The organism is Nonomuraea muscovyensis, from assembly GCF_014207745.1.
Taxonomy (GTDB): Bacteria; Actinomycetota; Actinomycetes; order Streptosporangiales; family Streptosporangiaceae; genus Nonomuraea; species Nonomuraea muscovyensis.
In genome coordinates, this window is sequence record NZ_JACHJB010000001.1 from 16,607 (window position 1) to 31,212 (window position 14,606).

Annotated in this window: 12 protein-coding genes and 1 riboswitch; of the genes, 10 read left to right on the forward strand and 2 right to left on the reverse strand. The window is 70.5% G+C overall.

Going from position 1 to position 14,606, the window contains the following annotated elements:
* The first annotated feature begins 6 nt into the window (after positions 1-6).
* The 10 genes from FHU36_RS46150 (at position 7) to FHU36_RS00115 (ending at position 11,162) form a co-directional block, all read left to right on the forward strand.
* Positions 7-960 (forward strand): Gfo/Idh/MocA family protein, encoded by a 954-nt coding sequence (locus tag FHU36_RS46150; RefSeq protein ID WP_221495711.1) that lies wholly within the window; start codon positions 7-9, stop codon positions 958-960.
* Between the two features lie 120 nt (positions 961-1,080).
* Positions 1,081-1,217, forward strand: a riboswitch (cyclic di-AMP (ydaO/yuaA leader).
* Positions 1,218-1,230: 13 nt separating this feature from the next.
* Positions 1,231-1,899 (forward strand): CHAP domain-containing protein, encoded by a 669-nt coding sequence (locus tag FHU36_RS00075; protein WP_185081765.1) that lies wholly within the window; start codon positions 1,231-1,233, stop codon positions 1,897-1,899.
* A 335-nt stretch (positions 1,900-2,234) separates the two neighbouring features.
* Positions 2,235-3,563: an ABC transporter substrate-binding protein gene (locus FHU36_RS00080; RefSeq protein WP_185081766.1), complete on the forward strand. Its 1,329-nt coding sequence runs from the start codon at positions 2,235-2,237 to the stop codon at positions 3,561-3,563.
* Positions 3,564-3,642: 79 nt separating this feature from the next.
* On the forward strand, positions 3,643-4,593 hold the full coding sequence (locus tag FHU36_RS00085; RefSeq protein ID WP_185081767.1) for a carbohydrate ABC transporter permease: 951 nt from the start codon (positions 3,643-3,645) through the stop codon (positions 4,591-4,593).
* Positions 4,590-5,426: a carbohydrate ABC transporter permease gene (locus tag FHU36_RS00090; protein ID WP_185081768.1), complete on the forward strand. Its 837-nt coding sequence runs from the start codon at positions 4,590-4,592 to the stop codon at positions 5,424-5,426. The genes FHU36_RS00085 and FHU36_RS00090 overlap by 4 nt, the downstream gene beginning before the upstream one ends.
* On the forward strand, positions 5,423-6,832 hold the full coding sequence (locus FHU36_RS00095) for a GH1 family beta-glucosidase (protein ID WP_185081769.1): 1,410 nt from the start codon (positions 5,423-5,425) through the stop codon (positions 6,830-6,832). Before FHU36_RS00090 ends, FHU36_RS00095 begins: the two co-directional genes overlap by 4 nt.
* A complete protein-coding gene (locus FHU36_RS00100) occupies positions 6,813-7,811 on the forward strand; it encodes a LacI family DNA-binding transcriptional regulator (protein ID WP_185081770.1) in 999 nt (332 codons plus the stop codon). Before FHU36_RS00095 ends, FHU36_RS00100 begins: the two co-directional genes overlap by 20 nt.
* Positions 7,812-7,890: 79 nt before the next feature.
* On the forward strand, positions 7,891-8,763 hold the full coding sequence (locus FHU36_RS00105; protein ID WP_185081771.1) for an aldose 1-epimerase family protein: 873 nt from the start codon (positions 7,891-7,893) through the stop codon (positions 8,761-8,763).
* Positions 8,753-9,757 (forward strand): phosphotransferase family protein, encoded by a 1,005-nt coding sequence (locus FHU36_RS00110; protein ID WP_185081772.1) that lies wholly within the window; start codon positions 8,753-8,755, stop codon positions 9,755-9,757. Before FHU36_RS00105 ends, FHU36_RS00110 begins: the two co-directional genes overlap by 11 nt.
* Before the next feature lie 67 nt (positions 9,758-9,824).
* Complete coding sequence (locus FHU36_RS00115) at positions 9,825-11,162, forward strand: class II 3-deoxy-7-phosphoheptulonate synthase (protein WP_185081773.1); 1,338 nt, start codon at positions 9,825-9,827, stop codon at positions 11,160-11,162.
* A 216-nt stretch (positions 11,163-11,378) separates the two neighbouring features.
* Here FHU36_RS00115 and trxA read toward each other — a convergent pair whose 3' ends face one another.
* Both trxA and FHU36_RS00125 read right to left on the reverse strand, forming a co-directional pair.
* Complete coding sequence (gene trxA, locus FHU36_RS00120; RefSeq protein ID WP_185081774.1) at positions 11,379-11,753, reverse strand: thioredoxin; 375 nt, start codon at positions 11,751-11,753, stop codon at positions 11,379-11,381.
* A gap of 274 nt (positions 11,754-12,027) precedes the next feature.
* A complete protein-coding gene (locus tag FHU36_RS00125) occupies positions 12,028-14,391 on the reverse strand; it encodes an arylsulfatase (protein WP_185081775.1) in 2,364 nt (787 codons plus the stop codon).
* Positions 14,392-14,606: the final 215 nt, after the last annotated feature.

Genomic DNA, 14,606 nt, shown 5'->3' on the forward strand with positions numbered 1-14,606 from the left:
GTTGCCGTGAAAGATCTCGCATGGGGCATCGCGGCGACCGGCGGCATCGCGCGGACCGTGGGAGCGGTCATCGCGGCGGAGCCCGGGATGCGGGTCGCGGCCGTCGGCTCCCGTGACGTGACGCGGGCCAGGGAACTGGCCGGCGCCCTGGGGGCCGAGTCCGCCTACGGCTCCTACGCGGAGCTGTGCGCCGACCCCGCCGTGGACGCCGTCTACGTGGCCACCCCGCACGCCCAGCACCTGGAGGTGGCCGAGGCCGCCATCGCGAACGGCAAGGCCGTGCTGTGCGAGAAGCCGCTGGCCGCGTCGGTGGCCGACACCGAGCGGATGGTGCGCCTGGCCCGCGAGGCCGGGATCTTCCTGATGGAAGCGATGTGGATGCGCTTCAACCCGCTGATCCGGCGGGTGGCGACGGACCCGCGCTTCGGCGAGATCCGATCGGTGCACGCCTCGTTCGGCTTCTCCTCGCCGTACGACCCGGCGCACCGGCTGTGGGCACCGGAGCTGGGCGGCGGGGCACTGCTCGACCTGGGGATCTACCCGTTCGGGCTGGCGCAGTTGCTGCTCGGCCGGCCGGAGCGGCTGGCGATGACCGGTTCGCTGGCGCCGTCCGGGGTGGACGCGGAGGCGGCGGGGGTGCTGGTCTACCCCGGCGGGAGGCGGGCGCTGGTCGAGGTGTCGCTGCGCGGCGCCTTCCCCAACAGCGCGTACGTGGTGGGCACCGGGATGCGCGCCGACATCCAGGCGCCGTTCTGGGCGCCGGAGCGGCTGGTGCTCAGCGGGCCGTCGATGGAGCCCGAGATCCACGAGCTGGACCCGGCCGACAACGGCTACGCCGGAGAGGTGCGCGAGGTGCGCGAGGCCCTGGCCGAGGGCCGGACCGAGAGCGCCGTGATGCCCCTTGACGAAAGCGTTGCCATGGCCCGCCTCCTGGCCGACGCTCGTCAGCAAGTCTCCTGACTTGCGCTTTGCCCTATTGTAAACCGCTTGCCCCATGCATTACCTTATGGGGCATTCACGGCATACGTCCGGTTTCGGCCGGTTCGTAGCCGGCCCATCGCAAAGATCGATCACAGGACCCCCCTGTGACCGCTGAATCCGCCCTGCGCGGAACCGGGGACCCATGTCCTTTGGGGTGAATCGGCACGTCAGTGCCGAAGGGCAGCTTCCACGCCCGAACCCGTCAGCTAACCCGGTAAGCGGCATGGAAGCAAGGAGTATCCCCGCTCGATGGCCATCAACCGTCTTTACCGTGCCCGGAAGACCCCCCTCCTGCGCGCCGGTGCCGGCGTCACCCTCACCCTCACGGCCGCGTTCGGCCTGTCCTCCCCCGCCCTCGCCGACGTCCCCGAGCAGGCGCCGCGGGCCGCGTCGGCAGGGCACAAGCAGCAGGCCAACAAGATCAGCGTGACCGCCTCGCAGCTCCTGCAGCTGGCCCGAGCCCAGGTCGGCACCACGGAGAACGCCTACGGCGGCGGCACGAAGTTCCAGCAGTGGTACGCCGGCTCCCAGCGCGCCATGGAGACCGTCCGCCGCGACGGCGGCAGCCGCAGGGGCTACCTCAACGCCCCCTGGTGCGCGATGTTCGTCTCCTGGGTCGGCGAGAAGCTCGGCGCCCGCCCGCAGGTCGGCTGGGACGCCTGGACCGTGGCGCACGCCAGGTGGTTCGTGGCCAACAAGCGCTGGGGCAGCGCGCCCAAGCCCGGCGCCGTCGTCTTCTTCTCCTGGAGCGGCGGCAAGTCCCTGACCTCGATCAGGCACGTCGGCTTCGTGGTCAAGGACAACGGCAACGGCACCATCTCCACGATCGAGGGCAACACGGGCAACGGCCGGGTCGAGGAGCGCGTCCGGTCCAAGTCGGACGTCGTCGGCTACGGCTACCCCGAGTACGCCGGCTGACCGCGGACCCGACCCCCGCACGGCGAGTGCGCGCCCGGACCCTGGGCGCGCACTCGCCGTTTTCCAGCCTCCGGGCACCGCCCGGAAGACTGTCCGGCATGGGCACGAAACGTGCCGATAAGATGGGAGCGCTCCCAACTACCGCTTCACGGCGTTTCGTACCCTAAACCCGTTTCGCCACACACCAATCGCCTCTCAGGTAACGGTTCCGTTTCGGGACGTTGACGCCCGCACGCCGTGCGGGCACTCTTTGTGGGAGCGCTCCCAAAGACCCTCCCACTCGCCGCGGCAGGCCGCGGTGCACCTCCCACATCCACACCCAAGAGGGGTACGGAATGACGAACCACAAGCGCTTTGTTGTGACCGGCGTCGCGCTCACCGCGCTGGCGGCCGTCGCCGCGTGCAGCGGCGGCGGAGGCGACACGAAGACGGCCACCCAGAGCGGCTCCGCGGCCGAGCCGGTCACCATCAACGTGCACACCTTCGGCGGCGGCGAGAACTTCGGCTACGACGAGGCCGTCAAGAAGTGGAACGCCGAGCACCCGAACATCCAGATCAAGTACCAGAACCTGACCGACCGGTTCGAGGACGTGTACCTGCCGCAGCTTCTCCAGCGCCTCCAGGCGGGGGCGGGCGCCGGGGACGTCGTCGGCATCGACGAGGGCGCGATGGGCCTCATGGCCGCCCGCCCGCAGTTCTTCGCCGACCTGAGCCAGTACGGCCTCGACAGCCGCAAGGCCGACTTCCCCGCCTCCAAGTGGGAGGCCGGCCTCAACACCGACGGCAAGCTGTTCGCCCTGGGCACCGACATGGGCGGCATGACGATGTGCTACCGCAAGGACCTGTTCGAGAAGGCGGGCCTGCCCACCGACCGTGAAGAGGTCGGCAAGCTGTGGCCCGACTGGAACGCCTTCTTCGAGACCGGCAAGAAGTTCGAGGCCGCCAAGACCGGCGCCAAGTTCATGGACGGGCCCAACACGATCTACAACGTGATCCTGTTCCAGGAGGCCCCGAAGAACGGCAACCTGGCGTACTTCGACAAGAGCAACCAGCTCATCGTCGAGAAGAACCCGGCCGTCAAGACCTCCTTCGACTGGGTGCAGAAGTTCAGCCAGGCCGGGCTGACCGCCAAGCTGCAGGCGTGGAGCCCGGCGTGGGACAAGGCCATCAAGGGCGGCGGCTTCGCCACCATGGGCTGCCCGTCCTGGATGCTCGGCGTCATCGAGGGCAAGGCCGGCGAGTCCAACAAGGGCAACTGGGACGTCGCGGCCGTGCCGGGCGGCTCGGGCAACTGGGGCGGCTCCTGGCTCGCGGTGCCCAAGCAGAGCAAGCACCCCAAGGAGGCCGCCGAGGTCCTGAACTACCTCACCGGCAAGGACGGCCACGTTGCCGCCTTCAAGGAGGCCGGCGCCTTCCCCAGCTCGATCCCCGCGCAGCAGGACCCCGAGGTGTCGGGCCTGAAGAACGCCTACTTCAACGACGCGCCGACCGGCCAGATCTTCGCCGCCTCGGTCGCGAACCTGCAGCCGGTGTTCTTCGGCGAGAAGCACGCGCAGGTGAAGACCGCGGTCGAGAAGGTGCTGGAGGGCATGGACCAGGGCGCGGTCAAGTACGACGAGGCCTGGACGAAGTTCGTCGAGGCGGGCGTGAAGGCAGCGGGCTGACCCCCGCACTCCGGACGCGGTGGCGCCCGTCCCCCCTCCTCGGGCGCCACCCTTCCCCCACCCCGCTGGAAAGGTTTCCATGACTCTCCAACTCGCGCCGCCGCGGCAGGGGCCGCCCAGCCAGGCCCCGCCACCCGGGCGGTGGGGTCGCTTCGACCTCAAGGGCGTGCCGTACCTGCTGGTGTCGCCCTACTACGTGCTGTTCGCGATCTTCGGCGTCTTCCCCCTGGCCTACACGCTGTGGCTGTCCCTGCACGACTGGGAGCTCGCGGGCGACAAGACCTTCACCGGCCTGGACAACTACGTCAAGCTCGTCACCGACGCGTCCTTCTGGAACGCGGTGATCAACACGCTCGGCATGTTCGCCCTGGCCACGGTCCCGCAGTTGGTGCTGGCCCTGATGCTGGCCAACGCGCTGAACAAGCGGCTCAAGGGCAGGCTGCTGCTGCGCCTGGGCGTGCTGCTGCCGCTGGTGACCTCGGTGGTGGCCGTGGCGGTGATCTTCAGCCAGCTCTACAGCCGCGACTACGGGTTGTTCAACTGGATCCTGAGCTGGTTCGGCGTCGAGCCGATCGTCTGGCAGAACGAGAAGTGGTCGTCCTGGCTCGCGATCTCCACGATGGTCGACTGGCGCTGGACCGGCTACAACGCGATCATCCTGCTCGCCGCGATGCAGACCATCCCCCGCGACCTGTACGAGGCGGCCGCGCTCGACGGCGCCTCGGCCCGCAGGCAGTTCTGGCAGATCACGGTGCCGATGCTGCGGCCGACGCTGGTGTTCGTCGTCTTCATCTCCACCATCGGCGGGATGACGCTGTTCGCCGAGCCGGTCATGTTCGAGGGCAACCCGATGATGACGGGCGGCACCACCGGCCAGTACCAGACCGTGGCCATGTTCATCGTCAAGGAGGCCTTCCGCGACTTCGACATGGGCTACGCCGCGGCGGCCGCCTGGCTGCTGTTCGTGCTGATCCTGGTCGGCACGATGATCAACTACGGGTTCACCCGGCGCATCAGGGGGGCGCGATGAGGAACAAGCCCTGGGACGCGACACTGCTGACCAAGATCACGCTGGTGTTCGCACTGATCATGTCGGCGTTCCCGATCTACTACATGTTCATCATGGCGACCCGGACCAACGAGGACGCCGTCGAGACGCCCCCGCCGCTGCTGCCCGGCGGCCACCTCGGCGAGAACGTCGAGCGGCTGCTGGCCACCGAGGACGCCAACTTCGTGACCGGCCTGGTCAACTCGGCGATCGTGGCCACCACGGTGACGGTGTCGGTGGTGCTCATCTCGACCCTGGCCGGCTTCGCGTTCGCCAAGCTGCGCTTCCCCGGTTCCAAGCTGCTGCTCGGGCTGATCCTCGTCACGATGATGGTGCCGCTGCAGCAGATGGGCGTGGTGCCGCTGTACGAGCTGATGGTCACGCTCGGCTGGACCGGCCGGCTCCAGTCGGTGATCCTGCCCTTCCTGGTCAACGGGTTCGGCGTGTTCATGATGACGCAGTACACCTCCCAGGCGGTCCCCGACGAGCTCGTCGAGGCGGCCCGGGTCGACGGGGCGACCACCATGGGCATCTACCGGAGGATCGTCGTCCCGGCGCTCCGGCCGGGCATGGCGGTCCTCGCGCTGCTGGTGTTCATGCAGACCTGGAACGAGTTCATGTGGCCGCTGATCGTGCTGACCCCGGACAACCCGGTGGTCCAGACGTCCATCGCGGCGCTCAACTCCGCCCACGGCACCGACTACGTGATGCTGTTCACCGGCACCGCCGCCTCGGTCCTCCCCCTCTTCGTGGTTTTCGTGCTGTTCGGCCGGCAGATCGTCGGCGGCCTGATGGAAGGTGCGGTCAAGGCGTGACGACTCAACAGGAGCAGGCGAGCTCCCACCTCCGCTTCCCCGCGACGTTCGCGTGGGGCGCGGCCACCTCGGCGTACCAGGTCGAGGGGGCGGTGAACGAGGACGGCCGGGGCACGTCGATCTGGGACACCTTCACCCGGACGCCCGGCCGGGTGCTCGGCGGCGATCACGCGGACGTGGCCATCGACCACTACCACCGGTTCAGGGACGACGTCGCCGTCATGGCCGAGCTGGGCCTGACGGCCTACCGCTTCTCCGTCTCCTGGCCGCGTATCCAGCCCGACGGCTCGGGGACGTTCAACCTCAAGGGGCTCGACTTCTACAAGCGGCTCACCGACGAGCTGCGCGCGAACGGCATCGACCCCTGGCTGACGCTCTACCACTGGGACCTGCCGCAGGCGCTGGAGGACGCGGGAGGCTGGCCCAACCGCGACACCGCCTACCGGTTCGCCGACTACGCCCGGTGCGTGCACGACGCGCTGAAGGACCACGTGCACACCTTCAGCACGGTGAACGAGCCGTGGTGCGCGGCCTTCCTCGGCTACGCCTCCGGCGAGCACGCGCCCGGCCGCCGCGAGCCGGCCAACGCCGTCCGGGCCGCCCACCATCTCAACCTCGCGCACGGGCTCGCCGTCCAGGCCATGGACGCCCGCCGCGTGGGCGGCTGCGTCAACCTGTACGCGGTCAGCCCCGAGACCCGGAGCGAGGCCGACCTGGACGCGGCGCGGCGGATCGACGGCCTGCAGAACCGCTTCTTCCTCGACGCGCTGCTGCTCGGCCGCTACCCCGACGACGTGATCGAGGACCTCGGGGTCGGCCTGGACTTCGTCGCCGACGGCGACATGGCCGTCATCAACGCGCCGATCGACGTGCTGCTGGTCAACTACTACAGCCGCTTCACCGTCTCCGGCGCTCCGGGCGGCAAGGCGTCGGCCGCGGCGGCGCCCACCGACACCGGCTCGCCGTGGGTGGGCAGCGAGCACGTGTCGTTCGTCAACGGCGGCCGGCCGGTGACCGCGATGGGCTGGGAGATCGACCAGGACGGCCTGCTGGAGGTGCTGAACCGGGTGGCGCGCGACTACCCGGCGGTCCCGCTGGTGATCTCCGAGAACGGCGCCGCGTTCGACGACGTGCTGGAGCAGGGCCGGGTGCACGACACCGACCGGCGGGCCTACCTCGACGCCCACCTGAGCGCCTGCCGTGCCGCGATCGAGGCCGGCGTGCCGCTGGAGGGGTACTTCGCCTGGTCGCTGATGGACAACTTCGAGTGGGCCTGGGGTTACGGCAAGCGGTTCGGGCTGGTACACGTCGACTTCGAGACGCAGCGGCGGGTGCTCAAGGACAGCGCTCTCTGGTACGCCGAGATCATCCGGCACAATAGGCGACATGAACCGACCGACTCTTGAGGCAGTCGCGGCTCGGGCCGGCGTCGGCCGGGGCACGGTGTCGAGAGTCATCAACGGCTCGCCCAACGTCAGCGACAAGGCGCGCGAGGCGGTGCGGCAGGCCATCCAGGAGCTGGGCTACGTGCCCAACCGGGCGGCCAGGACGCTGGTCACGCGGCGCACCGACACGGTGGCCCTGGTGGTCTCGGAGTCGGAGCTCCGCGTGTTCGACGAGCCCTACTTCGCCGGCACCATCCGCGGCATCGGCTCGGCGCTGTCGGAGACGGGATTGCAGCTCATCCTCGCCATGGCGCAGTCGCCCGAGGAGCACGAACGGCTGGAGCACTACCTGACGGGGCAGCACGTCGACGGCGTGCTGCTGCTGTCGCTGCACGGCGCCGACCCGCTGCCGGGCCGGCTGGAGGAGATGGGCGTGCCGACCGTGCTCGGCGGCAGGCCCGTCGGCCTGTCCCCCTACAGCTACGTCGACATGGACAACCGGGCCGGGGCCCGGCAGGCGGTCAAACACCTGCTGGGCCTCGGCCGCGGCGCGATCGCCACCATCGCCGGCCCCCAGGACATGGGCGTGGGCGTCGACCGTCTGGCGGGCTACCGCGACGCGCTGCTGCCCTCCGGCCTGCCGGAGCTCGTGGCCTACGGCGACTTCTCCGAGGAGAGCGGCGCGGCGGCGATGCGCGAGCTGCTGGACGGCCATCCGGAGCTCGACGCGGTGTTCGCCGCCTCCGACCTCATGGCGGTCGGCGCGATGCGGGTGCTGAAGGCCGCCGGCCGGGCCATCCCGGGCGACGTCGCCGTGGTCGGCTTCGAGGACTCCAAGGCCGCCATGCACACCGACCCGCCGCTGACGACCGTCCACCAGCCGACCGAGGCGATGGGCCGGCAGATGGCGCAACTGCTGGTGGCCCGCATCAACGGCGAGGTCCTGCGCCAGCCGGTGGTCATCCTCGACACCCACCTGGTGCGCCGCCAGTCCGCCTGACCCGCCCGGTCGCCTCCCGGGAGTCCGGCGGGACCGGATTATGCTGGCGTGACGCCGCCGCCCACCGGAAGGACCCGCCGTGCCCGAGCTCGCCGCCGCAGGCTACACCGCGCAGGTCAGCCCGCGTGGCGCGGCGCTGCGGTCGCTGCGGCACGGTGAGCGTGACCTCATCACGACCTGGCCCGAGGGCGGGCCGGTCCCCAACTACGCGGGGACGATCCTCGCCCCCTGGCCCAACCGGATCGGCGACGCCCGCTACGCCTTCGCCGGCCGCGCGTACGAGCTGGAGGTGACCGAGCCCGAACGCGGCCACGCGCTGCACGGCCTGGCCTCCGCCGTCACCTGGCGGGTCGAGCGGGCGGGCGACGACCTCGTGCGGCTGGAGCACACCCTGCTGCCCGCCCCCGGCTACCCGTTCACGCTGGAACTGCGGGTCACCCACCGGCTCGGCGCCGACGGCCTGACCACCACGCTCGCCGCGCGCAACGTCGGCGACACCGCGGCGCCCTACGGCTGCGCGCCGCACCCGTGGTTGCTCGGCGACGAGCTGACCCTGCCGGCGTCGCGGGTGCTGCTCACCGACGACAGGCTGCTGCCCCGCGAGCTGACCGACGTCGGCGGCACGCCGTACGACTTCCGCCGGCCGCAGCCGGTCCCCGTCGAAGGGGCGGCGCTCGACCACGCCTTCACCGGGCTGGAGCGCGGCGAGGCGCGGGTCGGCGACGTCCGCGTCACGTGGGACCCGGCCGTGCTGCCGTGGGTCCAGGTGTGCGCGGGCGCCGGCATCGGCTACGAGGGCGTGGCGGTGGAGCCGATGACGTGCCCGCCCGACGCGTTCAACTCCGGCACCGACCTGGTCGTGCTGGAGCCGGGTGGGGAGCATGAGGCGAGCTGGACGATCGGCCTGGACGATCAGCGCGGTCCGACGGGACAATTGGCGCGTGGACAGTAGGACGAAACGGCGCCTGTCCCCCGGCGAGCTCGACGGGCTGGCGCGGCGGGCCCTCGGCGCGGGCGTGCGCTCCTCGGCGGAGCTGACCGACGGGTTCGCCAACGCCGTGTGGCGGCTGACCCTCGACGACGGGCGCGAGGTGGTGCTGAAGCTGTCGCCGCCGCCCGAGCTGGAGCAGCTCACCTACGAGCGCCACCTGCTGCGGATGGAGGCCCAGGTCTGCGAGCTGGCCGCGGCGGCGGGCGTGCCGGTGGCCGCGCTGCTGGCCGCCGGGTTCGACGACCCGGTGCTGGGGGGCGACTATCTCGTCCTCGGCGCGCTCGACGGGGTGTCGTGGAACACCGTGACGACCACGCTGACCTCCGGCGGCGAGGAGGCGCTCCGCCGCGAGCTGGGCCGCCACCTTGCCCGGTTCAACGCGGTGACCGGGGACGTCTTCGGATATCCGCACGCCGGCATCACCGGGGCCACCTGGCGGGAGGCCTACCTCGCCATGACCGGGGCGCTGCTGGCCGACGTCGAACGCTATCCCACACCCCTGCCGTTGCCACCCGCGGAGATCGCCGCGCGGCTCGCCGCCGCCGCGCCCGCCCTGGACGAGGTGACGACGCCGCACCTGGTGCACTTCGACGTGTGGGCGGGCAACGTCTTCCTCGACCTCACCGGCCCGCCGCGGATCCAGGCCATCATCGACCACGAGCGGGCGTTCTGGGGTGACCCGCTGGCCGACTTCGTCACCCCGACCATCTTCGCCGAGCTGCGCGAGGACGACCCGCTGCTGGCCGGCTACCGCGAGGTCACCCCGCTGGAGCTGACCCCGGCCGCCCGCGTCCGCCTCGATCTCTACCGCGCCTACCTCTACCTGATCCTGCTGGTGGAGAACGGGCCCCGGCAGTATCCGGAGGCGGAGTACGCGCGGCTGCGCGACGCGGCCACCACCGCGCTGACCGAGGTGCTGGGCCGGCTCCCGGCCGGGTCCGTAACCGGATCGTGAAACTTTGTTCTCACAACGTGGACATCGGGGTCGGCCCAGACGAGCCGGTGGAATACCCTCGTATGTCGTGAGCGCACAGAGCAATCTCGATTCCTGGCGAGCCCTCCCCGCGGCGCAGCAGCCTGACTGGCCCGACCGCGGCGAGCTCGAAAAGGTCGTCGCCGAGCTCGGCGGCCTGCCCCCTCTCGTCTTCGCCGGCGAGTGCGACCAGCTCAAGGAGCAGCTGGCCGCCGTGGTCCGCGGCGAGGCGTTCGTGCTGCAAGGCGGCGACTGCGCCGAGACGTTCGCCGGGGCGACCGCCGACAACGTGCGCAACAAGCTCAAGACGCTCCTGCAGATGGCGATCGTGCTCACCTACGCGGGCAAGGTGCCGGTCGTCAAGATCGGCCGGCTCGCGGGGCAGTTCGCCAAGCCGCGGTCCAAGGGCAGCGAGACGCGCGACGGCGTGGAGCTGCCCGCCTACCGGGGCGACATGGTCAACGGCTTCGACTTCACCGCCGAGTCGCGCACGCCCGACCCGTGGCGGCTGCTGAAGGCCTACCACTCCTCGGCCGTGACGCTCAACCTGGCCAGGGCGTTCACCAAGGGCGGCTACGCCGACCTGCGCCAGGTGCACGCCTGGAACCAGGACTTCGTGGCCGAGTCGCCCGCCGGCCGCCGCTACGAGCAGCTCGCCCGCGAGATCGACCAGGCGCTGGCGTTCATGCGGGCCTGTGGCGCCGACCCCGAGGAGTTCCACACCGTCGAGTTCTACTCCTCGCACGAGGCGCTGATCCTCGACTACGACCGGGCGCTGACCCGCATCGACTCGCGGACGGGCCTGCCCTACGACGTGTCGGCGCACATGGTGTGGATCGGCGAGCGCACCCGCCAGCTCGACGGCGCCCACGTCGACTTCTTCGCCCGCATCCGCAACCCGATCGGCGTGAAGCTGGGCCCGACCACCACGCCCCACGACGCCCTGGAGCTGGTCGAGCGGCTCAACCCGGACAACGAGCCGGGCCGGCTCACGTTCATCACCCGGATGGGCGCCCCCCGCATCCGCGAGCTGCTGCCCAGCCTGGTCAAGGAGGTGACCGCGTCGGGCGCCCAGGTGGCCTGGCTGTGCGACCCGATGCACGGCAACACCTTCGAGGCGCCGAGCGGCCACAAGACGCGGCGGCTCGACGACGTGCTCGACGAGGTGGCCGGCTTCTTCGAGGTGCACCGCTCGCTCGGCACCCACCCCGGCGGCATCCACATCGAGTTCACCGGTGACGACGTGACCGAGTGCGTGGGCGGCGGTCAGGAGATCGTCGAGGACGACCTGGCGCTGCGCTACGAGACCGCCTGCGACCCGCGGCTCAACCGCGGCCAGTCGCTCGACCTGGCCTTCCGGGTCGCTGAGCTCTACCGCTCCGTCTGACCGGCCCAGTCTGACCGGCCCAGTCTGACCGGCCCAGTCTGACCGGCCCAGTCTGACCGGCCCACCCCGTGGGCGGCCGCCCGTGCTCAGCTTGAGTGCGGGCGGCTCGGCGGCGTGCCGGGCTCGCCGTACTCGGTGCTCGACGTTCTCCGGGCTCGACGTTCGCCGGGCTCGGGTGGGCCCCGCCGGGCACGGCGGGGCGTGCCTGACCTCCGGTCAGTTCTGCTGGGCGTTCTTCATCTCCTCGCTGAGCTCCGCCCGGATGGCGTCCATGTCGAGGGCGCGAACCTGCCGGATGAGGTCCTCCAGCGCCGGCGCGGGGATGGCGCCCGGCTGGGCGTAGACGACGATGCCGTCACGGATCGCCATCAGCGTCGGGATCGAGGTGATCTCGAAGCCCTGCGCGAGAGCCTGCTGCGCATCAGTGTCGATCTTGCCGAACGTGATGTCGTCGTGCTTCTCGGACGCCTTCTCGAAGATCGGGCCGAACATCTTGCACGGGCCGCACCACTCCGCCCAGAAGTCGAGCAGCACGATGCCCTTGTCGGCGATGTCGTTGAAGTTGGTCTCGGTTACCTCGATGCTCGCCACAAGTGGCTCCTCGTATCGTCGGGTGAGTCTGTCGGTCTCCGGGTCCGCGGACCGTGCCGGAGAGGCGCCGCGCGGACGCATCCCATGCCAACCACGTACCCACCGCCAGCATTCCATGCCACCGGTCCGGCCGCGTCACGGCCGGACCTGGTGGCGGGCGTCAGCGGCCGGGCGGTGACAGGCCGACGATGAGCGGGTCGTGGTCGGAGGAACGGCAGGCGTCCGGTCGATGGAGGCCGGGGGCCGCCAGGCGAGGCCGGCGTCGCCGGTCGGGCTACTGCCGGGTCATGATCCGGTGATGCCGGTGCTCGGCACTCTCCAGATCGCTGTGGTCGTCGTCGCCGATGTCGATGCGCACGTAACGGATCGCTCCGGTGAAGGAGTTGCCGGTGCTTCCGTAGTCGGCGCTCACCGGAGAGGCCGAGTCGGTGCCGACGTCGAGCGTCTCGTCTGCCGAGAATGCGAAGGGGACCGTCGCCTCGATGCGCGCCTCGGCGACCTTGGCTCCGTCCACGGCGAGCAGGCCGCTGCCGCCCTTGCCCATGCCGCCTCCGTCGTAGGCGAACTCGAAGCGGACGGTGTGCGGCCCGGGAGCCAGGACCTCGGGCGCCCGCACGTAGACGTACTGCTTGCCGAAGTAGTTGTAGCAGTAGACGGGCCGGCCCTCGTGCAGGTAGAGCGACCAGCCGCCGAACCGGCCGCCCTGCGCCACGATCACGCCGTCGGCGCCGCCGCCGGGTACCTCGATCTCCGCGGTGACCGTGTGCGACTTGTTCTTGACATTGGGAACGGTGTTCTCCTGCAGGTGCCTCATGCCGGCGTGGAGCGTCATCGACGTACGGCCTGCCAGGACGTCGGGGCGACCGGCGATCTCTGGATTGGCCCGCTCGAAGCCGCGGTCGTCCAGCGGGAACACCTGGTACTTGGCGGCCTCGACGAGGAATTGCTCCTTCAGCCTGGCCAACCTGTCCGGATGCTCCCGTGCCAGGTCGTGGGCCTGACTCCAGTCGGCGGAGGTGTCGTACAGCTCCCAGACGTCCTCGTCGAAGGAGCGCATCCCCTGCGCCCCCGTCTCCCACGGGATGCGGTGGCGGGTCACCGCGGTCCAGCCCTGGTGGTAGATGCCGCGGTTGCCGAACATCTCGAAGTACTGGGTGGTGTGCCGCTCGGGCGCGTCGGCGTCGGCGAAGCTGTAAAGCATGCTGACGCCCTCGACGGGCCGCTGCGCGACACCGTCCACGGAGTAGGGCTCGGGCAGCCCGGTGATCTCCAGGACCGTCGGCAGGACGTCGATCACGTGGTGCCACTGGTGCCGGACCTCGCCCCTACGCGGGATGCCGCCGAGCCACTGCACGATCAGGCCGTTTCGGGTGCCGCCGTAGTGGGAGGCGATCTGCTTGGTCCACTGGAAGGGCGTGTCCATGGCCAGAGCCCAGCCCACCGGGTAGTGCGGGTACGACTCGGGCCCGCCGAGCGCGGCGAGCCCTGCCATGATGTCGTCGACGGTGTCGACCATCCCGTTGAGGGTGAACAGTTCGTTGGTGGTGCCGTCCAGCCCGCCTTCGGCGGAGGCACCGTTGTCGCCGAGCATGTAGAAGATGAGGGTGTCCTCCAGGACGCCCATGTCGGTCAGCGCGTCCACGAGCCTGCCGACCTGGTGGTCGGTGTGGGCGGCGAAGCCCGCGTAGTTCTCCATCAGCGCCGCTCCGACCTGCTTCTGCCGGTCGGTGAGCCGGTCCCAGTGCGGGACCTCCTCGGGCCACGGCGCCAGTTCCGCCTCCGTCGGGACGACGCCCAGCTGTTTCTGCTGGGCGAGCGTCCGCTCCCGCTGCGCGTCCCAGCCGTCGTCGAAGCGCCCCCTGTACGGCTCGCGCCATTCGGGCGCCACGTGGTGCGGCGCGTGCGTCGCGCCGAAGGACAGGTAGGCGAAGAACGGCTTGTCGGGGCTGAGCGCCCGCTGGGCCTGTATCCAGGAGATCGTCTGGTCGACGAGGTCCTCCGACAGGTGGTAGCCCTCCTCGGGCCTGCGTGGAGGCAGCACCGGCGTGGTGCCGTCGAGCAGGGTCGGCTCCCACTGGTTGGTCTCACCGCCGAGGAAGCCGTAGAACTTCTCGAACCCGTCGCCGACCGGCCAGCGGTCGAACGGCCCCGACAGGCTGGTCTCCCAGGGGGGCGTCTGGTGCATCTTGCCGAACGCGGCCGTGCCGTACCCGTTGTACTTGAGGATGTGGGCCATCGTCGCGGCGCTGTTGGGACGGATGCCGTTGTAGCCGGGAGCGGCGGTCGCCATCTCGGTGACCAGGCCCATGCCGACCGAGTGGTGGTTGCGCCCCGTCAGCAGCGCCTGCCTGGTCGGGGAGCACAGCGCCGTGGTGTGGAAGCGGGTGTACTTCAGCCCCTGTGCGGCCAACCGCTCGGCCGTGGGCATCCCGCACGGCCCGCCGAAGGCGGACGACGCGCCGAATCCCATGTCGTCGACCAGCACGATGAGCACGTTCGGGGCGTTCGCCGGAGGGCGCAACGGCTGCTTCCTGTCGAAGGCGGGATCCTGGTCTCTGATGTCCAGCGCGGTGAAGCCCGGCCGGGCGACATCGGGAATGGGAAGGTTCCTGCGCCACTCTTCGGGCGTGCGACTCATCGCGCTCTCCAAAAATCCAACCAGAGCCCCCCCACTCGTCATCCCCAGCGGGGATGGTCCGCACGCGAGCCGTGGACGAACCTTGGCGGTCCTTTGAATCGGGCCGTCCCACCCGCGAGATCTCCATGGGGCGACCTTCCCGGGGCGCCGGCTTTTGTCGAAGAACGGCTTCCGCGGGCTGTACGGCGCCCTCGGAGGGCTCTCCCCCGCCGTTG